Source organism: Pseudomonas sp. LB3P31, assembly GCF_054897945.1.
In genome coordinates, this window is sequence record NZ_CM142710.1 from 1,091,432 (window position 1) to 1,110,069 (window position 18,638).

Genomic DNA, 18,638 nt, shown 5'->3' on the forward strand with positions numbered 1-18,638 from the left:
GGCCAGCCTCTTCACAAAGGACCACGCCATGAACACGTCGACCGCGACCCTGCTCTGCCTGCTTCTGCTCTGTGGCAGCGCGGGTGTGCGCGCAGACGACCTGATGGAAAACGACGACCTGGCACCCGCCACCGACCTCGGCGAGCTGCCACCGCCAATTGGCCAGCAGGCGCTGATCGATCAGAACGGCCAGGCCAACGTTGCGCTGTTGCAACAGAACGGCCAGTCGCTGCTCGGCAGCATCGTTCAGTCGGGCAGTAATCAGGAGGCGTACATCCTGCAACAAGGCAACGACCTGATGGCACTGATCAACCAGCAAGGTTCAGGCAACAACGCCGGCATCACTCAGACCGGCAGCCACAACCGCGCGCAGATATCCCAGAACGGCAACAACAACGACGCGACCATCGACCAGGCCGGCGCGGGGCTCTCCAGCGCCGTTACCCAGTCGGGCAATGGCATGAGCGTTTCGGTTAAACAATATCGCTAAAGCACTGCACTACCCGGAGGTTTCATCATGTTCAAACTGACGCCCCTCACCGCCGCCATCCTGGTCATTGTCAGTGCCCAGGCCATGGCCGACGACAGTGTCTCGACCCAGAGACAATTCGGTGATGCCAACATCGCCAACGTCAAGCAGACCCAGGCCTCATTCGCCAGCTCGACTCAGCAGCAATTCGGCCAGGGTAACGACGCGATGGCGCTGCAGGACACTGCCACCAGCACCATCGACCAGGAACAGATCGGCGATTACAACGCCGGCTACGCCGAGCAACTGTTCGAGGATGGCAGCACCATCGTTCAACAACAGGTCGGTACGTTCAACGTGAGCCATGCCAGCCAGTCCATTGGCGTAAATGGCAACGAAGCGCTGCAGCAGCAACAAGGTGGCGGCAACTTCTCGTTCATTTACCAGGACAGCCAGCAAGGCGCCTCGGGTCACACCGTGCAAATGGGTGACGGCAACCAGGCCAACATCGAACAGATGGAAGTGGGCGACGCGAATGTCGCCACCGTGACTCAGTACGGCACCGTCAACTCCGGCACCGCCGAGCAGGTCGGTCACTCAGGCGGCCAGATCGCGATCATGCAGAACGGCAGCGAAAACTATGCCTACGGCGATCAACGCAGCGGCATCGGTGGCACCATGACCATCAGTCAGTTTGGCGAAATGAACGGCAGCGAAGTCTGGCAATTCGGCCAGGCTGCCAGCCAGGTGATCGTCGATCAGTACGGGCAGGCCAACGAAGCCATCGTCGACCAGAGCTTTGGTCAGAACAACTACGCCCAGGTGCTGCAAGTCGGCGACCTCAACGCGATCTACGCCGACCAGTTCGAATCCATGGGCTCGACCCTGGCGCTATACCAACAGGGCACCAACAACATTCACTTCACCTACCAGAGCGGCGACAGCCATGTGCTCAATGCCAACTCGGTGGGTAACGAGAACAAGGTCTACGCCAGCAACTGGAAAGGCCCACAAAGCGGTGGCCAGTTCGGCACCAACCAGCGCGCCACGGTCAATCAGACCGGCAATGCCAACGTCGCCAACTTCACCCAGACCGGCGCCGGCCACATCATGACCACCAACCAGACCGGCATGGGCAACAAGACCACGGTCAGCCAGGCCGAGTCCTACAACGAGCTGTACTTCGACCAGAACGGCAGCGACAACATCCTCATCGCCGACCAGCGCGGCACCACTAACCTGATCCAGGGCACGTCCACCGGTACCGGCAACAGCGCCGATTTCGACCAGTCGGGCACCGGCAACCAGGCGTTCACCACGCAGATGTATGGCAGCGACAACCAGATCACCGTCAAACAGGCCGACAGCATGAACGTGGCGTATGTGACCCAGGGCGGCACGGGGAACATTGCCAATGTCGATCAGAGTGGCGTGTCGCAGATGGCGAATGTGCAGCAGTTTGGGGGGGCTAACCAGGCGACTGTTTTGCAGCAGTGATCTTGCGGGTTTGAAAGAACCGCGGCCGGGAGGTCGCGGTTTTTTTTGCGGACCCATCGCGAGCAGGCTCGCTCCGGTAGGAGCTGCCGAGTGAAACGAGGCTGCGATCTTTTGATCTGGCTTATGAACACCCAAGATCAAAAGATCGCAGCCTCGTTTCACTTGGCAGCTCCTACAGTGGAACTTCGTGGTGCATGGGTACTGCGTACGCTGCAAATCCCTGTGGGAGCGCGGCTTGCCCGCGATGGTCTTTCAGCTGAAGAATTTGTTGGCTGATACACCGCCGTCGCAGGCAAGCCAGCTCCCACAGTTTTGATTGGGGGATGTATGGGGGGAAAGGGTTGGCCAATAGGCCGTCATCGCGAGCAGGCTCGCTCCCACAGTTGACCTGAGTCGGGGACAGATGGTGTGTTCGCAGCATATCCCTGTGGGAGCGAGCCTGCTCGCGATGGTCTATCAGTTGACGAGTTTATTGGCTGACACACCGCCTTCGCAGGCAAGCCAGCTCCCACAGTTTTGATTGGGGGATGTCTGGGGGGAAATGGTTGGCCTAGAGGCCGTCATCGCGAGCAGGCTCACTCCTACAGTTGACCTGAGTCGGGGACAGATGGTGTGTTCGCAGCATATCCCTGTGGGAGCGAGCCTGCTCGCGATGGTCTATCAGTTGACGAGTTTGTTGGCTGACACACCGCCTTCGCAGGCAAGCCAGCTCCCACAGTTTTGATTGGGGGATGTCTGGGGGGAACTGGTTGGCCTAGAGGCCGTCATCGCGAGCAGGCTCACTCCTACAGCACGGCTTGCCTTCGTCCCCGTAGGAGCTGACGAGTGAAACGAGGCTGCGATCTTTTGATCTGGCTTATGCCGCACAAACAAGATCAAAAGATCGCAGCCTCGTTTCACTTGGCAGCTCCTACCGGGGGGGCGTGGGATTGCAAGGGGAGCCTGCGCCCGGCCCGGTTATTCTTCCTCGCCCTCAGGCACCACGCGGTTCTGCGACAGGTAGCGCTCCATCGTTTCGTTCTGCGGTGCTACCGAATTGTCGCCTGCAATCTGCCACATCTTGCGATCGATGCCCTGGGACAGCAGGTGGCCGACCGCCGATTCGATGGCCGACAACACGCACAGCTGGGCCGGTTCGTTAGTGGTGTAGCCGACTTCGGCTTCGAGCAGTTTCTTGAACTCGATGAATTTGAAGACCCCGGCGCTGCGGGCTACGGAGTAGATGGTCTTGCTGGTCATCACGTTGGCCAGCACCTGGCCGCTGCGTACGTCCACCGCGCGCAGGTTGACGGTGACCTGGTCGACCCGGTACTCGCGGGAGATGTCGATGCCCAGGTAGCGGGCCCCTTCCCCGCCGCTGCGCACGTTGGTGTCGTAGGCGATGATGCCGCCTTCGAGCATCATGTTCGCCGCCTGCAGCGGTGGCAGCTCAGCCTGGATGTTCATCGGGGTGTTGGGTTTTTTCTGCGAAGCTCGAATGATCTTGCGTTCGGTCAGCAGGTTCTGCAGCCCTTCACGTTCCAGCACCACGAACCAGCCGCTGGCCTGCATGGCGTCCATCAGCATGCTCGCCGCGCCTTGGGTCACGCTGGTGGAAAAGGAGCTGGCCGGAGTCGGTTTGTACTGGCCGGTCTGGTCACGGAAGCCGTAGACCACCGCCATCAAGCGGCCCTTTGGACGCGGCAGCTTGAGCAAGTCATAGTAAGTTGACGCCCTGGGGGTCAGGGTCGGGGTTTCGGTGTCCTGCTCGGCCGACACCGGATCGCGCAGGCTGCAACCCTGTAAGGTCGCCAACAGCATCCCTAGCAAAATTATTTTTTTCATGTCCGTTACTCCCCATCGTTCCTTGGCTCAAGGAGCCAGACCGTTCACCAGGATTTCCGAAATTTCACCGGTCACCCGGTCCGTCACTTCAATCGTCAGCGCACCCGAGTCGTCGATCACGTTGACGATAAATGCGTCGGTGGACAGGCTCCCCGTGTTGCCGGTGGAGATGTTGTCCAGCAACTGCCCCAGCAGCCGCGATTGCAACTGGCTGCTGAAGCGCTCGAGGGCCGAGGTGCCGGCGATCGAGGTGCGATCTTTCAGGTCGGGATCGTCGTAGTCGTTCTGCGCCTGGGCGTTGTTGAGCAACCAGGTGCCGTTCAACGGGTTGCCGCCAAACGACGGGTTGATCGGCGTGTACACCAGCTCGGTGGCCTGGACCAGGCCGCAGCCGGTGAACCCCAGCAGCCAGATGCCGGCCATTGACAGCCCGGTGCGCTGCGAAAACAATTTCGTCTTCATAATTCGTCCCTCTCAAGGTCCGTGGTGTCTTGCAACAAGTTTTCCAGCTTGCGCTGGACAATCTGTCCGCGAACCCAGTCGGCGGCGTCATAGGCCTCGTCCTTGAGCTCCACGGTGTTGGGCGCCAGAAAGCGCCGATAAACCAGGCGTTGTTGATATTCCACGGTCACCAGGCTGCCCCAGCGTGCCGAAGGTCGTTCGCGTACCACCAGGTTGAAATCCATCGGGCTGGTGGCGCGCAGGCGTTCACTGAATGAGTAGTAAAAGTCGTGGCCGATGTGCGATATCGTGTCATCGACGATGAAACCCATCATTTCGTCCTCTTCCCCGGCCGAGGCCAAAGGCAAGACCAGCACCAGGGCCATGGCGGCCAGCCATTGACGGTTCATGGCTGCAGCGCCTGGGGTGCGGTGGACTGGCCTTTGACCGGGCCGGATGCGCCATCCAGAAAGGCTTTCTCGGCAACGAACTGCCAGTCCTTGTAACTGGCCATGCCGTTGAAGTCCGACCACTGGCTGGGGAAGTCGACTTGCTTGAGCGGCTTGTCGGTGGACGGGCTGTTGAGCCCGGTAATACGTCCGTCGAAGCCGCGTTGCAGGGTCCACTCACCGCCGCCAATCGGGTCCGGGTACAGCTGGCGGATATGATGCTTGGGCGTCGGGAAGCGCTGGTCCTGCAGCAGGTCTTCCAGCTCTTTGGGGTACTGCGCCAGGCCCGGCGAACTGCGGTAGTAGCTGCGCAAAGCCTGGGCGTACTGGGTGCCGACCCAGAGCAGTTGCTTCTCGCGATCGCGCCGGGACGCGGTCGACCACAGCTCACCGGCACTGGCCAGGCCCATGCCCATGACCATGATCAGGAACAGCACGCCCAGGTAGGTGAACCCGCCTTCGCGGCCAGGCTTACCACTCGGAATAAAGGCTGCCATCACGCGCCCTCCCTGTGGCTCCACTCTTGATATCAGCCACCCCGCCCGCCACACCGTCTGGCGGCGCGACCATGACCCAGGTGTCCTTGCGTTCGGCAATCGGGTCCATCGGTGGGTTGCGCAGGTAACGCTGCTCGACCAGTTGCTCGATCGAATCCGGATAGCGCCCGGTGTCGCCATAGTAGTGATCGAGCGCCTCGCGCATCGCCGACAGGCTCTGGCGCAGGGTGGTCTCTTTCGACGTTTCCAGGCTGTTGAAATAACGTGGCAGGGCAATGGTCATCAGGGTTGCGATGATTGCCATGACCACCATCAGTTCCAGCAAGGTAAAACCCTTTTGCCGACGCATGATCTCACCACTCCCTATAGGCGATGCCGTTGAGTCCCTTGCCGCGGGACTGGGAGTAAACGTCGAAGACGTCCTCACCTTCACGCGGGTTCTGGGCCGAACTGTCATAGGTGCGCAACCCCCAACCGCCCTCGTCGTCACGCTTGACCGCGGCCAGCGGGTCGTGAGGAATGCGCCGTAAAAAGTAGAACTTGGCACCCTTGGCGCTACGCACATCGCGCACGCCCTCCACCAGCACCTTCAGGTTCGGCGGGTAGCCGCTGCTGTTCAGCGACTTCTCGATGTAACCGGCATCGAATGCACGCTTGTAGGCGTCGATGGCATCGCGGATCTGGTACAGCGAAGTACGCAGGTCCTGCTCCTTGCCCCGGCGCACCACGGTCTCGGTCAGCGGCGCGGCCATGCCGGCCAGCAAGCCGATCAGGGCCAGCGTCACCACGACTTCGATCAGGGTGAAACCGCGTTGCGAGGCGTTCATGATCAAGGCTTCTCGACGACGACACGGGTGGCGGCAACCACCGGCGTGCCCAGGGTTTCAGTGCGGATCGCGGTGTCCATCGAGCGGTCCGGGGCCTGGATGTGCATGCTGGTTTCGGTACCGGTCGGGAACTCCATGTCCGACGGGCTCTGGTACGGCAGGTTGCGCACGATCCGTGGAGTGATCGACAGCACCAGTTCCGATTTGCTGACGTCATCGCGGTTGCTGCCGAACAGGCGGCCGATGCCGGGAATGTCGCCAAGGCCCGGGATCTTGTTGCCGGTGCTGCCATGGTCGTTGCGCATCAGTCCGGCGAGAATCTGTGTTTCACCATCGTGCAGGCGCAAGGTGGTCTGCGCATTACGAGTGTCGACCTGGACCGGAATGGTGCCCTGGCGGGTCGGTTCCAGCGGCGTCGCGTTGCTGACTTCGAGAGCGATCTTGATCGCCACTTCGTTGTTCAAGTGCACGATCGGCTGCACTTCAAGCTTCAGACCGACGTCCAGGTAGGTCACGCTTTCGGTGATCACCGGGCCCTGGGTGGAAGGCACCGAAGTGGCGCTGATGATCGGTACGCGCTGGCCAATGTGGATGCGTGCCTGCTCGCGGTTGCTGACCCGGATGACCGGACTGGCCAGGGTATTGATGTCCTTGTCCGAGGCGTTGATCTTGGCTTGTGGCGAAGGTGAAATGGAGATCCGGCTGGAGTTGATGCCCTTGAGCTGATCAAGTATCGACACTGGCTGGCCATCATTGGTGAGCACACCGAAGGTGTTGGGCCATTGCAGGCCGAGGTCGAGAATGCGCTGACGGGCGACTTCCATCACCTCCACTTCCAGCACCACTTCCGGGTTGGACTGGTCCTGGGACTGCAGGAGTTTTTCCGCCATGCGAATCGCGTCTTCGCTGTCGCGCATGGTCAGGGTGTTGAGGCGCTCATCAACGAACACGTCGCGGGTCTTAAGCATGGTCTTGATCATGTTCAGCGCAGTATTGGCGTCGATGCTGGTCAGGTAGAAGGTGCGCATCACCAGCTCTTGGTAGTCCTTGAGTTTCTGCGGCGAATCCGGGTAGATCAGCAAGGTGTTTTCGTTCACCACTTTCTGGTGCAGCTGGTTCTGTTGCAGCAGCAGTGCCACGGCGTCTTCGATGCGCACGTCACGCACGAAGATGGTGGCTTTCATGTCCGGGCGCAGGTCCTTGTCGAAGATGAAGTTCAGCCCGGCGACCTGGGACAGCACTTCGAAGATGGTCTTGAGGTTGGCGTCGCGAAATTCCAGGGTCACCGGCCGATCAAGGCGAGTGCGCAGCTGTGGGTACTGCACGACGTTGCGGCTCTGCACCAGGCGAATGTTGCTTTGCAGGTCCAGGGCGCCTTCGTTTTTCGGGTCCAGTTCGAGGATCTGTTTGACCTGGCGGTCGGCGGCGTAGATGTCACCACGGCGCAGGTCACCACGGGCCAGCTCGAGCTTTTCGTCGAGGCTGCGCATGTGTTCCAGCTGGCTGAGGGATTCCTGGGCGCGCCGGTTGTTCGGCTCGATGGTCAGCACCCGGCCATAACCCATGCGCGCGGAAGGAAAATTACGCTGGGCGCGGTCCATGTCGGCCTGGGTCAGCAAAGCAGTGATTGCCCGGGCGCGGCCGCTGTTCAGGGCCAGGTGCAGCTCGGTGTCGCGCGGATTTTCGCGCAGGCCTTCCTCGATTCGAGCCAGGCCGGCTTCATACTGTCCCGACTCAATCAGGTCGGATGCCTCTTGTTTGGCCACCTGCGCGGAACTGCACGCGGCCAATCCTGCACACAGGCAGACAAGGCTTATCAGCATACGGGATCGGTTCATTGCGTACTCCCCACAGACAGCGTCTGAGACAAATGCAAAGGCAGGTAGACAAAGCTCAGCTCCACATCGGAAATGCCCTCGATCCGCCACGTTTCGTCGATCACGTCCCCTTTGCGCACGACGTATATCTTTTCGCCGTTCTGCAAAAACACCTGCAGATCGGTACGGTCATCCAGCCTGCCCACGAACTGGAAAGGCATGGGCGGTGCGCTAGGGGCTTGCACCACCGGGGTGACGTTGACAGGTTGTTCGGTGACGACCGCGAGGGTCGGCGCGGCTTTCCAACTGCGGGCGGCGAACAGGTCGCCGGCAGGGCTGAGGTCTTTGATCTGCGCTGGTTTGCCAGTGGCTGGCGCGGCCGGCAAGGCGCCGCGAATCTTGCTTTTGGCCGGGTTGGCCACAGCGGCGACGGTGTCCTCACTCTCGTCCGCTGCTTGAAAGAATTCGCTGCCCCAGGTCAGCGCTGCGGCAACCCCGAAGAACACCAGCCAGCCCACTACGCGTTGGCTTTTCATGACGACCTCGACAGGTAAAGGGTCATGCGGATCCGCCCGGTGAGGTCGGTGTCGGCGATCTTCTTGCGCTGGAACTCCACGTCTTCCACCACCACCGCCGGCAACTGGCCGAGCAAGGCGTGCAGGAAGCGCCGCAGTTGCGGGTAGCTGCCGCGCACGGGCAGGAGGATCTGGTAACGCGCCAGATGGGTCTTGGGATCGATGCCCAGGGCATATTCACCGCGCGCCAGGGTGATGCGTTCCTGGGCGGCCAGCGCGTAGATCTTGTCGATCGCGATGGTGGCCTGGGGCTGGGACGGCAGCTTGCTGCGGAAGTCGTCGAGCTGGCGCTGCGGCACCACTGGCGCGGCGACGCTGCCCTCTTCAACCTTGGCCAGGTACTCGCCGGCTTCGCGGGTCTGCTGGTGTAGCTGTTGCAGGGACTGCCAGTCCGGCAGCAAGCCGCCCAGGCCGTAGACCAGCGCCACAACCACCAGCGCCAGGCCAGCCAGCCCGGGCACACCCAGGCCTTGCAGATATTCGTGGACGATCAATCTAGGGATTTGCATCGCCGATCTCCCAGGTAGCCGACAGATTGAATTGCACCGGATGCTCCGGCACGTTGGCGACGATTTCATGGCTCAGCAGCGACACATCGGACAGCTCGTCGCTGGCTTCGAGGCGCCGGTGGAAATCGAGCATCGCGTCCAGGTCGCGGGCTTCGGCGCTGATCCGCACCTGGCCCTTGCGGGCGTCCGGGGTCAGGGTCAGCAGGGCAATGTTGTCCCTTGGCATGCTTTCGAGGGTGGCGAACAGGCGCTCCCAAGGGCGGCGCAATTGCTGCGAGACCTTGCGCATTTCGGCCAGGTTTTGCGCCTGTTCGCGGATTTGCGCCGGGGTCAGGCTGACCTTGCTGCCAGTGTCGCCGGTGAGCACACGCTGGGCAGTTTGCAAATGGCCTTGCTGTTGCGAGGATTGGTCGCTGACGTGCTGGTTGAGCGCCAGGCACGTCAGCGTCAGCGCCACACCGGCGGCCAGCAGGCTCCAGCCGAGGGGACCGGAGCGGCGGCGTGGCTGGAAGTCGAGCGTCAGGGCGCGCATGTCAGGCCACCGCCCGGGACATGACGTACAGGCTATCGCGTACGGCTGTCCGGTCCTCTTCCAGGGTGCGCAGGTGAACCCCTGGCACCTCGGGGTGCGAGTCGATGCGCGCTGGCGCATGCAGATAGACATTCAGTGGACGTTCGCTGCTGGAGGCTTGCAACTGACTTTCGCGACCGATCAGCGCTGCCAGGGCGGCATCGCTGTCGCTGCTGCCGACCGAACGCACCGAAGCCCAGCGCCCTTCCCTTGCCACCAGCAGCACGCTGCGTACCGGCTCGGCGACCACGAACAGGAAGTCGCCGGCGTCGAAGCTCGCGTCGAAATGATTGAACGCGGCCATCAGGTACGGCTGTACCGAACGCAGTTTCAGGCCCCGGGCGCTGACCAGAGTGCGCAGGCGCTCAAGCAGATCCTGCGGCAGCGCGGCGGCGATGCGGTCGTAACCGGCAGGTTCAGCCGACAGCACCAGGTTCCACGGCTGGGTCGGTACGCCATACAGGTCTTCGAAGCACAGCTGGGCGAATCCGCGCAGTTCTTCGGGACTATTGATCTGCGCGCTCCAGGGCACCAGGCAGAAGCGGCTGAAGTGCCCGGAGACGACCACGCTTAACTGCGCACCGGCAGCGGCATGTTCGCCCAGCAGGCGGTCGAGGGTTTCCAGGGCAACGGCCCAGGCATGGAAGCCTTCGTCGATGAATCCGACGCTGCCCAGCCATTGGGTTGCGCTGCCATGGCGCTGGCCGAGACCGACGCCACTGGCGCCGAGCACGGCGACAAAACGATCACGAGACAAAAGTGACACGATTGATCTCCTCGAGCGTGGTCCGCCCTTCCTGCACCAGTTCCAGGGCCGACTCGCGCAGCAGGCGCAAGCCACGTTTGCAGGCATGTGCCTTGATTTTCGCAATCGGTTGGCGCTCGACGATCATCTGCCGCAGCTCGTCGTCCAGGTGCAGCAACTCGGCAATCGCGGTACGCCCGCGGTAGCCGGTACCGCGGCAATGGCCGCAGCCCTTGCCGTGAACGAAGTGAAAATCGCCCACCTGTTGCGGGTCGAGACCCGACAGGTGCAGCTCGTCGTCAGTGGGAAAATGCGGCGCACTGCAGCTGGCGCACACCAGGCGGATCAGCCGCTGGGCCAACACTGCGTTGAGCGCCGAGACCAGGCTGTAGGGGTCGATTTCCATCTGGGTGAACCGGCCGATCACGTCGAATACGTTGTTGGCATGGATGGTGGTGAACACCAGGTGCCCGGTGAGGGCCGATTGCACGGCGATCTGCGCCGTGTCGGGGTCGCGGATTTCACCGACCATGATCTTGTCCGGGTCGTGGCGCAGGATCGAGCGCAGCCCCCGGGCGAAGGTCAGGCCTTTCTTTTCGTTAACCGGGATCTGCAGCACACCCGGCAGCTGATATTCCACCGGGTCTTCGATGGTGATGATCTTGTCCACGCCGTGGTTGATCTCGGTGATCATCGCGTAGAGCGTGGTGGTCTTGCCGCTGCCGGTGGGGCCGGTGACCAGCACCATGCCGTAGGGTTCAGCGGCCAGGCGGCGCAGTTGCTTGAGGGTTTCGTCCTCAAAGCCCAGGGCCTGCAACTGCACGCCGCTGACCTTGTCGGCCAGGTCCTGTTTGTCCAGAACCCGTAGCACGGCGTCTTCGCCAAAGATGCTGGGCATGATCGAGACCCGAAAGTCGATCTGCCGCCCACTGATGCCGACCTTGAAGCGGCCGTCCTGGGGCACGCGTTTTTCGCCGATGTCCAGTTCAGCCATGACCTTGACCCGGGAAATCACCTGCTCGGCGAACTCGGTGCCCTGAATCTTGCTGATGTTGTTGAGCACACCGTCGATGCGGTACTTGATCACCAGGCCGCTGCCGGTGGTACCGAGGTGGATGTCGCTGGCGTGCATTTTCAGCGCGTCGTAGAGGGTCGAGTTGACCAGTTTGACCACGATGCTCGCGTCTTCGCTGATGCTGGTCAGGGACAGGCTTTGCAGCTTGTCGATTTCCACCCCGGAGTCGGCCTGGGCATTGAGCGATTCCACCGCGTGAAAACTTTCCTCGTGGCGGGCCAGGTAGGCTTTGAGGTCGTCGGCGTGCACCAAGTACAGCGGCGCGCCGTGCAGGCAATCGTCAATCCAGGCCAGGCGTGCGGTGTCGAAGGGGTCGGCGAAGACGCCAATCACCGTCTCTTCGTGACGCAGCAGGATGAATTCGCGCTTGAGGCATTGGGCCAGGGTGACCCGGTCGAATACCGGAGTGGCCTTGAACAGCGTGTCGGTGTCGAGCACCGGGTAATGCAGGGTGACGCCGAGGCATTCGATGAAAGGCATGGGGGCCAGTTCGCACAACACCACAAGTGCTTCCAGCACCCGTTCGCCGGAAGTGGCCGCGCGGGAGCGGGCCTGGGCCAGTTGTTCACTGGAAAAACGCGACGGTACGGTGTCCAACAGCGCCGGTTCTACGGCTAGGGATAGACGGTCCATGGCATGCTCTCCAACGCCGGGGGCTTTAAGCCCTGTCGACGCGGCGAGCAGTTACGGGGGTCCGGAACGACTTGTCGCGTCATTACTCCCCGGTGAGCAATTGTTCGTCGTCTGGTGCCATGGAGTTCGAGTTTCGTCGGCGATCCACCAGCACCCAGCTTCCGTCGTACAACTGCAGCGGGAAACTTTCGGTTCTGCTCTGGCGTCGTTCGACGAATCCTGTAGCGGCTTTCGCTTCGCGCTTCATGCCCAAAAGGTCACAGACGGCTCGTGCCAGTTCCGCCAAGGGGAACGGTTTGAACAGGACATGACTGACTCCAAGTTGCCGGGCCCGCTCACACACTTCAGCGGTTGGGTGCCCTGTAATCAGTACAAAATGACAATTCCTGTTCTGGCGGACTTCTTCGAGAACCTGAAAACCTTCCATATCGGGCAAGCGGTAATCGAACACCATCACATCGGGTGCAAAATCAGCGGCGTCGCCGATGGCCTTGGCACCTTCGTGTGCTATCCGGACATCCAGCCCTTGCGCCTGCAGGTAATCCTGGAGGTTATGTGCAAGCAGCTGTTCGTCTTCAACAACCAGTACTTTGTTTAACAAGGTGGACTCCTTGTAACCGCAGGCCCGAATGTCGAACCTGGCAGAGTGCCGCCTTGATGAGGCTAACGCACACTTCATGCCAGACTCCGCACCGGTGATTTCACCACTGCATGTCGTTGATATTCATGAAAAACCTTTTTCGCCCGGGCACTCCATCCCCGCATGCCCCCCAAAGCCGGGGGAAGCGCACGGATCTGCCCTGAAGCTTTTCCCCACTATTGGGGAACAATCTTCAATCATCGTCAATACGTTCGATTCGATTGGTCGAGCGCAACTGCGCGAGAACTTCGCCACGGACTGAAACCTGTTGCTGTCGGGCAAGGTACGCCCTGACCATTTCAAGCCCCTGTTCCTCTGAGACATCGGCCGCCTCGCTGCGGTTCTGTAAATAAATGAGATGCCAGCCCACGGGGGTGCGCACCGGCTGGCTGAGTTCACCGGGAGACATGGCAAAGGCTGCCGCTTCGAATGGCGCGAACATGCGCCCGCGAGGGAAATAGCCCAGCTCTCCGCTGCTGCTGGCGGAGGCGTCTTCTGACTCACTTCTGGCGATACTGGCAAATTCGGCACCGTTAACGATTTTCAACCGCATGTTCAATAAGCGTAGTCGCGCTGCCTCAATTGTCGCGGCGTCGGCGCCTTCCGCCACTTTTACAAGGATATGCTGGGCCTGCACCTCTTCGGGACGAGCCATTTCGCTGCGATGCTCCTCATAGAAAGCCATGACCTGTTTTTCATCGGGCCCGCTGACCTTGGTAAGTTCGGCGAACACCTGCTGCGCCGCCAGGTCACGGCGGGTGTACTCGGTGAAGCTGACTTCATCAAACCCGGCGTCGTTCAGGCGCCGGGTAAACACTTCGGGACCGCCGATGGCCTGGCGGGCCTGGTCGATCTGGGCCTGAACTACGGCATCACTGATCACCACCCCGCGTTTCACGGCTTCCTGCCATAGCAGTTCCTTGTCGATCAACGCATCCAGAGCTTTCTGCCGCAGCTGCTTGTAAGCTTTGGGGTTGCGGATGCTGCCCACGGCCCGGCCCTGGTCTTCGAGGAACTCGACGAAAAAGCGTTCCAGGCGGAACTCGGATATTTCCTCGCCATTCACCCGCGCCGCGATCGGGCCAGTGCTGGCGTAACTTACCGGCACCCACAGGGCCAGCAGGAGCAACCAGTTGTTGAGTTTCATGAGGGGCCTCCGGTCAGGGCATCGCTGCAATCGGTCTATAGGGCGCTACCAGGTAGAAGCGCTGGTCGGGCAGATCCACGGTCACCACATGGGCACCGCTCAAGCCCTGGCGCCTGCCGGGGCCGAAGCTGATCAAGGGGGTCAGCCCGGTATCGAAATCATGCAGGCCTTCGAGGGCGTTGATCAGCTTCTCGCGGCTGGTGTCACGGCCGGCCTGCTTCAACCCTTCGCTGAGTAGCAGCATCGAGCTGTAGGCGCCAACCTGCAGCACCGCATGCTGACCGCCCAGCCCCTGGTTGCTGCGCACCTGGGTCAGGGCCAGGCGTCCGGCCACCGTCCAGTCACTGGGCACGAACGGATAGGCCAGGAACACCCGCCGGGAAAAACTGCTGGGCACCTGCAGCAGGTCCCCCGCCACCTGGTTCGAGGTGGCGAACAGATAGGGCACCTGCCCGATTTTCTGCAGGCGCTCGGCCAGGCGACTGAATCCACCGCCGCTGCCCAGGTAAAACACCGAACGCGAGCCCAGCGGCAACTCGTCGCGAGCCGGGTCGTAGGCTTGCAGGCTGACCTTCTGCCACGCGTGATCCTGCAGATACTGGCCCAGATTCTGTGCCGCCTGGCGCTGCCCGGGTTCGTCCGGGTAGGTGATCAGCGTCGGCCCCGGCAGCACTTTCAGTTGCTCGGTGGCGTAGTCGGCCAAGGCGATCAGTTGCTCGCGCAAGCCCGGCAGGGGTTCGAAAATCTGCCGGCTGGCCTGGGCCGTGCCCAGCAATGACAAGGGACCAATCAGCGGCACACCGGCGCGTTCCAGCCGTGCGGGCAACTCTGTGTCCAGTGCCGGCACCAGCGGTGCGATCAGGGCGAACACCTGCTCAGTGTCGATCAGGCGGTCCAGGGCCTGCTCGGCACTGGCACGATCCGGACCAGGGTCGAGAATGGTCAGGCGCAGCTGCCGGCCATGGATGCCACCCGCTTCGTTGATGCGTGCCACGCTGCCCTTGAGCACCGCAGCGATAGTGCTGCCCTCCTCGCTCAACGGGCCGGAACCTGGCAACAGGGTGCCCAGGTGTACGGTCGCGGGGTCGAGGCCGGGGTCGCGGTCGTCGGCCACGCGCTTGAGGTAAGCGCTGAGGTTGCGCTGATCGTTCATCGACAGGACGAACCTGGGCATTGCCGGGTCGAGTTGATTGTCGCCGGGGTCGCGTCCTTCCTGGATCGCCCTGGCCAGGCTGCCGTCGGTATAAACGGGGTAGTCGCGACCGTTGACCTGTTGCTGACCGTAGGTGCTGCTCAGCCGTGACCAGCTCAGGTCCGGCGGACGCACCCCGCCTTCGGGACGCCCTGTGCCATCGGCGCCGTGACAGTTGGCGCACGGCAGGCTGGTGGCGGGCAACAGCATGCCCGCCGCGCCGACCCGCGCCATGATCGGCTCGCCACTGGCCGACAGCCCCTCGCGATACAGGCGTTTACCGGCGCTTTCGTTCGGGGTCAGCGTCAGCGCCTGCGCGCCGAGGTGCAGACCGCCGAGGAGTAACAGGCCGAGGACGAGGGCAGTTTTCATGGCGCGCACTCAGCGTCCGACCAAGGGCATTGTCAGCAACTGCAAGCGCTGGGCAATGGCGGCGGCCGGGGCATCGGGGCGGATCTTGCTCCAGCGTTTGTTGGCCACGTCGCCAACGATCAGCTGCGTGGAATGCTGTTCCGGGGTGGGCACGATTTGGCCAATGCGCCCCAGGACCAGGTCCATCTGGGCCTTGTCGCCCGTCAGAAAAAGCCAGTGGGGGTCTTCTACCCCTTGTTTCAAGGTGTAAGCCTTGAGTACCGCCGGAGTGTCCCGCAGCGGATCACTGGTAAGGGAGATGAAGGTGATGCCGTCAGCCTTGTCGCCCAGGACCTCGCGAACTTCCTTGAGCTTCTGGGTGATCAGCGGGCAGGCATCGGTGCAACTGGTGAAAATCACGTTGAGCAGCACCACCCGGTTCTGCAGGGCATCACTGTAGAAGCGCAGGGTCTCGCCGTTCTGGTCTTGCAACGGCGTGTCGGTGAACCAGGTTTTCGCATCGCGGGTGCCGCTCGCCGGTTGCGCGGCGGGCGCTGCAGGTGCGGGTTCCTGGTGCCCCTCGTGGGCCAGCGCCAGCGAACTGAAAATTCCCAGGCACAGGCTCAGGGCAATCCGGTCGAGAGTCCTCATGGCTGCTGCTCCATGGCAATGGCGGTGTGTTTGGCGTGGGCATTGCGCTGGCCGCTGAGTTTTTCCACCTCACGGGTGAGCACGGCCGGGTCGGTGAAGCCGTAGTAGCGGGTCCAGTGCCGGCTGTTGCCATCGCCCACCAGGATCAGCGGTGCATGGCTTTTGAAGTCGCCGTTGAAAGTCCCCAGGCCCTTGAGGGTTTCGTTGACCGACTGGGTCGACCCGGTCAGCCAGCTCCAGCCGGGGCCGTTCTGGAACGAGCGGGCGTAGTCGTTCAGACGCTTGGGGTCATCCCGTTGCGGATCAATGCTGATCGACACCAGCTGCACCTCGCTGCCGACCCGCGCACCTAGTTGCTTCTGCACCTTGCCCATGATCGACGACACCACCGGGCAGACCGTGGTGCAGCTGGTGTAGATGAAACTCATGACTACGATCTTGTTCTTCACCAGGTCTTTTTCCAGGCGCACCGCCTTGCCCGTCTGGTCCACCAGGGCGACGTCGGCGAACTTGACCTGGGCGTTTTCCGAGGTCGCGGCTTTGGCGGGCATGTCATGGCCGGCGTGTTCGTCCGCCGAGTGAGCCAGGGCCTGGCCGATACCGGCGGCCAGCAGGCACAGGGTCAGCATTCCACAGGGGGCAAATCCGTTCATGTGCATCTCCTCTTCAGTGGGCAGCGACCGGGAGCACCCGGACGCTGGCAAAAGTCTTGTCGTCAAAGCTCGCGCCCAGGGACGCCGCACGCACGTGCAGGTACCAGGCGCCGTCCTGGTCGAGGGAGACCGGCGCTTCGTACACGCCATCACCGACTTCCAGCGCCGCTACGGTCCGGGTCTTCGATGACGGGGCGCGGAAGTAGCGCACCTTCACGTCCTTGACTCCGCTGCGCTCGGTCTTTTGCTGGCCCTGGACGATGCGAAAGCGCACCACGTAGGGGTTGCCCAGGTCCGCGGTGGATTTATCGAGCATGAATTCCACCTTGGGCACGCCCGGATGCTGGGCGAGGTTTTTTCCAGGCTCCACCAACGTCGTGAAGCAATGAATGATGTTCGGCTGGTTGAGCAGGAAGGCCACGTCGAAACGCCCGGCCACCGGCAGTTTGATCCGCGCGCTGTACAGCCCCGGCTCGACTTCGCGCAGGCTGCGATCGATCACCATCGCCGCCCGCGCCACCTGCCCGCGGTTGGGGTAGCCGGACATCGGAGCGTTCATGCCTTCGGCGTAAAAGTAGGTGGTGTTGTCGACCGGGTTGACCACGAACACTGCGTTGTCATCACGCGAAACCGCCAGGCTCGACGCCAGTGGCAGGTCGCCCGCCAGACGTGGCGCCTGCGGACCGGCTTCGAAGCCTTGGGTGATCGGTTTGCGACCTTCGCCCAGGGACGACAGGTTGATCATGGTGACCTTGGCCGAGGCCAGGCCGCGGATGTAGGCGTAGGCCTTGGTGAACACCACCTGGAACGGTTCGGCGGAGACGTCCAGGTCATGAATCAGCGAGTTGCTCGCAGCGTCGATCACCGAGGCCTGGTTCTCCAGGGTATTGAGCACGATGGCGAAGCGGCCGTCGGCACTGAAGCCCATCGGGCCCAGGCCCTGCTTGAGCTGGATGACCCGGCGTACCGCAAGGCTGGCGGTGTCGATCACGGTGACCGTGCCGTCCTTGCCATCGGCCACGTACACCGCCTGGGACAGCGGCGAGTACGCCACGGACAGCGGGTGCGAGCCGGTCTTGAGTTGTTTGCTGACGGTCAGGCTGGCAATGTCGATGATGCTCACAGTGCCGTTGTCGCGATTGCTGACGAAGGCCTGGCGGCTGTCCTTGCTGAAGGCGATTTCGTGGTGGCCGGCGCCGGTGGCCAGGTGTTTGAGCGGTTTCAGGCTGCTGGCGTCGATCACGGTGACACCGGACTCTTCGGCACTCTTGGCGTTGTTGCCGACCCACAGCAGGCGCTCATCCGGTTGCAGCGCCACGCGCACCGGATTGCTGCCGGCGGCCACCGAGTCGATCAGCTTGAACTGCTGGCTGTCGATCACCGCGATTTCACCGGCGGTGGGCATCGAGACGAACACCCGTTTGTTGTCCCTGGGGGTCGTCCAGTCCATGGGCGGTTGCTTGATGTCGATGCGCGACATGGTGCTGGTGATGCCACCCACCGAGACCGACGGATCGACCACCGATACGCTGGCATCGCGGTTCATCACCAGCAGGAAGTAGCTGTTGAGGTCGAGCATGGGCCGTGCGCCGATGCTCGATTTGAGGAACACCCCAACCCGGGATTTGCAGCTCTTTTCCCGGCCTTGGGCCTGGTCGGCGGCGATGGCTTCAGGGTCAAGCCAGGCACCCGGTGCGACGCCTGCCAGGGGCTGGCCGGAGGTGCTGTCGGTGATGCGAAAGCGCACGTCGGCGAACTCGCCTTCGCGCAGCACGCCGTCTTCGGCCAGGGGGCGTACCTGCAGGGCGACTGACACGCCATCGCGTTCGAGGGTCTGGTTGGCGCTCGCGGCCACCGGGGTCGGGCTGGCAGGCTGAGCGGCGTTGGCGGGCGTACTGGCGTGGGCACTCCAGGTGTTCGGCAACGCGATTTCGCTGAGCATGTCCGACGGCATGGTTTTCCATAGCCCCAGCCCGACCAGCGCCGTGCCGACGAGCAGTGCACCTGTGCTGAGTTTGATGTTCCTGTTCATGTGCCTTCTCCCCTTACAGATCTGTGCCTGCCTTCGCCGGAGC

20 protein-coding genes are annotated in these 18,638 nt (G+C 62.3%); 2 read left to right on the plus strand and 18 right to left on the minus strand.

Annotation, left to right across the window (positions count from 1 at the left end; genetic code table 11):
- The first annotated feature begins 28 nt into the window (after positions 1-28).
- A complete protein-coding gene (locus ACYZTK_RS04835) occupies positions 29-490 on the plus strand; it encodes a curlin (RefSeq protein ID WP_462013397.1) in 462 nt (153 codons plus the stop codon).
- A gap of 27 nt (positions 491-517) precedes the next feature.
- Positions 518-1,966: a curlin gene (locus ACYZTK_RS04840; RefSeq protein WP_462013398.1), complete on the plus strand. Its 1,449-nt coding sequence runs from the start codon at positions 518-520 to the stop codon at positions 1,964-1,966.
- Between the two features lie 957 nt (positions 1,967-2,923).
- Here ACYZTK_RS04840 and ACYZTK_RS04845 read toward each other — a convergent pair.
- The 18 genes from ACYZTK_RS04845 to ACYZTK_RS04930 form a co-directional block, all read right to left on the minus strand.
- On the minus strand, positions 2,924-3,790 hold the full coding sequence (locus ACYZTK_RS04845) for a CsgG/HfaB family protein (protein WP_462013399.1): 867 nt from the start codon (positions 3,788-3,790) through the stop codon (positions 2,924-2,926).
- Positions 3,791-3,817: 27 nt separating this feature from the next.
- Positions 3,818-4,252, minus strand: a complete 435-nt coding sequence (locus tag ACYZTK_RS04850; protein ID WP_462013400.1) for a curli assembly protein CsgF — start codon at positions 4,250-4,252, stop codon at positions 3,818-3,820.
- Complete coding sequence (gene csgE / locus ACYZTK_RS04855; RefSeq protein ID WP_462013401.1) at positions 4,249-4,641, minus strand: curli production assembly/transport protein CsgE; 393 nt, start codon at positions 4,639-4,641, stop codon at positions 4,249-4,251. The genes ACYZTK_RS04850 and csgE overlap by 4 nt, the downstream gene beginning before the upstream one ends.
- Complete coding sequence (locus ACYZTK_RS04860) at positions 4,638-5,177, minus strand: type II secretion system protein (RefSeq protein ID WP_462013402.1); 540 nt, start codon at positions 5,175-5,177, stop codon at positions 4,638-4,640. The genes csgE and ACYZTK_RS04860 overlap by 4 nt, the downstream gene beginning before the upstream one ends.
- Complete coding sequence (locus ACYZTK_RS04865; protein WP_462013403.1) at positions 5,152-5,526, minus strand: type II secretion system protein; 375 nt, start codon at positions 5,524-5,526, stop codon at positions 5,152-5,154. Before ACYZTK_RS04865 ends, ACYZTK_RS04860 begins: the two co-directional genes overlap by 26 nt.
- A gap of 4 nt (positions 5,527-5,530) precedes the next feature.
- On the minus strand, positions 5,531-6,004 hold the full coding sequence (locus ACYZTK_RS04870; protein ID WP_462013404.1) for a type II secretion system protein: 474 nt from the start codon (positions 6,002-6,004) through the stop codon (positions 5,531-5,533).
- Between the two features lie 2 nt (positions 6,005-6,006).
- On the minus strand, positions 6,007-7,842 hold the full coding sequence (locus ACYZTK_RS04875) for a secretin N-terminal domain-containing protein (protein ID WP_462013405.1): 1,836 nt from the start codon (positions 7,840-7,842) through the stop codon (positions 6,007-6,009).
- On the minus strand, positions 7,839-8,357 hold the full coding sequence (locus tag ACYZTK_RS04880) for a hypothetical protein (RefSeq protein WP_462013406.1): 519 nt from the start codon (positions 8,355-8,357) through the stop codon (positions 7,839-7,841). Before ACYZTK_RS04880 ends, ACYZTK_RS04875 begins: the two co-directional genes overlap by 4 nt.
- On the minus strand, positions 8,354-8,905 hold the full coding sequence (locus tag ACYZTK_RS04885; protein WP_462013407.1) for a GspMb/PilO family protein: 552 nt from the start codon (positions 8,903-8,905) through the stop codon (positions 8,354-8,356). The genes ACYZTK_RS04880 and ACYZTK_RS04885 overlap by 4 nt, the downstream gene beginning before the upstream one ends.
- Positions 8,892-9,437, minus strand: coding sequence for a PilN domain-containing protein (locus ACYZTK_RS04890; protein WP_462013408.1), 546 nt, complete (start codon positions 9,435-9,437; stop codon positions 8,892-8,894). The genes ACYZTK_RS04885 and ACYZTK_RS04890 overlap by 14 nt, the downstream gene beginning before the upstream one ends.
- Before the next feature lies 1 nt (position 9,438).
- Positions 9,439-10,242 carry a hypothetical protein gene (locus tag ACYZTK_RS04895; protein ID WP_462013409.1) on the minus strand — a complete coding sequence of 268 codons (804 nt, stop codon included), beginning with the start codon at positions 10,240-10,242 and terminating at the stop codon, positions 9,439-9,441.
- Complete coding sequence (locus ACYZTK_RS04900) at positions 10,223-11,929, minus strand: GspE/PulE family protein (RefSeq protein ID WP_462013410.1); 1,707 nt, start codon at positions 11,927-11,929, stop codon at positions 10,223-10,225. The genes ACYZTK_RS04895 and ACYZTK_RS04900 overlap by 20 nt, the downstream gene beginning before the upstream one ends.
- A gap of 82 nt (positions 11,930-12,011) precedes the next feature.
- Positions 12,012-12,530 carry a response regulator gene (locus ACYZTK_RS04905; protein ID WP_462013411.1) on the minus strand — a complete coding sequence of 173 codons (519 nt, stop codon included), beginning with the start codon at positions 12,528-12,530 and terminating at the stop codon, positions 12,012-12,014.
- 232 nt (positions 12,531-12,762) lie between these two features.
- The gene (locus ACYZTK_RS04910; RefSeq protein ID WP_462013412.1) at positions 12,763-13,716 is read right to left on the minus strand and encodes a peptidylprolyl isomerase; all 954 of its coding nucleotides are present in this window, start codon (positions 13,714-13,716) and stop codon (positions 12,763-12,765) included.
- 13 nt (positions 13,717-13,729) lie between these two features.
- Positions 13,730-15,280: a cytochrome c/ABC transporter substrate-binding protein gene (locus tag ACYZTK_RS04915; protein WP_462013413.1), complete on the minus strand. Its 1,551-nt coding sequence runs from the start codon at positions 15,278-15,280 to the stop codon at positions 13,730-13,732.
- Between the two features lie 9 nt (positions 15,281-15,289).
- Positions 15,290-15,910: an SCO family protein gene (locus tag ACYZTK_RS04920; RefSeq protein WP_462013414.1), complete on the minus strand. Its 621-nt coding sequence runs from the start codon at positions 15,908-15,910 to the stop codon at positions 15,290-15,292.
- The gene (locus ACYZTK_RS04925) at positions 15,907-16,563 is read right to left on the minus strand and encodes an SCO family protein (protein ID WP_462013415.1); all 657 of its coding nucleotides are present in this window, start codon (positions 16,561-16,563) and stop codon (positions 15,907-15,909) included. The genes ACYZTK_RS04920 and ACYZTK_RS04925 overlap by 4 nt, the downstream gene beginning before the upstream one ends.
- A gap of 13 nt (positions 16,564-16,576) precedes the next feature.
- Positions 16,577-18,595 carry a YncE family protein gene (locus tag ACYZTK_RS04930; protein ID WP_462013416.1) on the minus strand — a complete coding sequence of 673 codons (2,019 nt, stop codon included), beginning with the start codon at positions 18,593-18,595 and terminating at the stop codon, positions 16,577-16,579.
- Positions 18,596-18,638 lie beyond the last annotated feature (43 nt).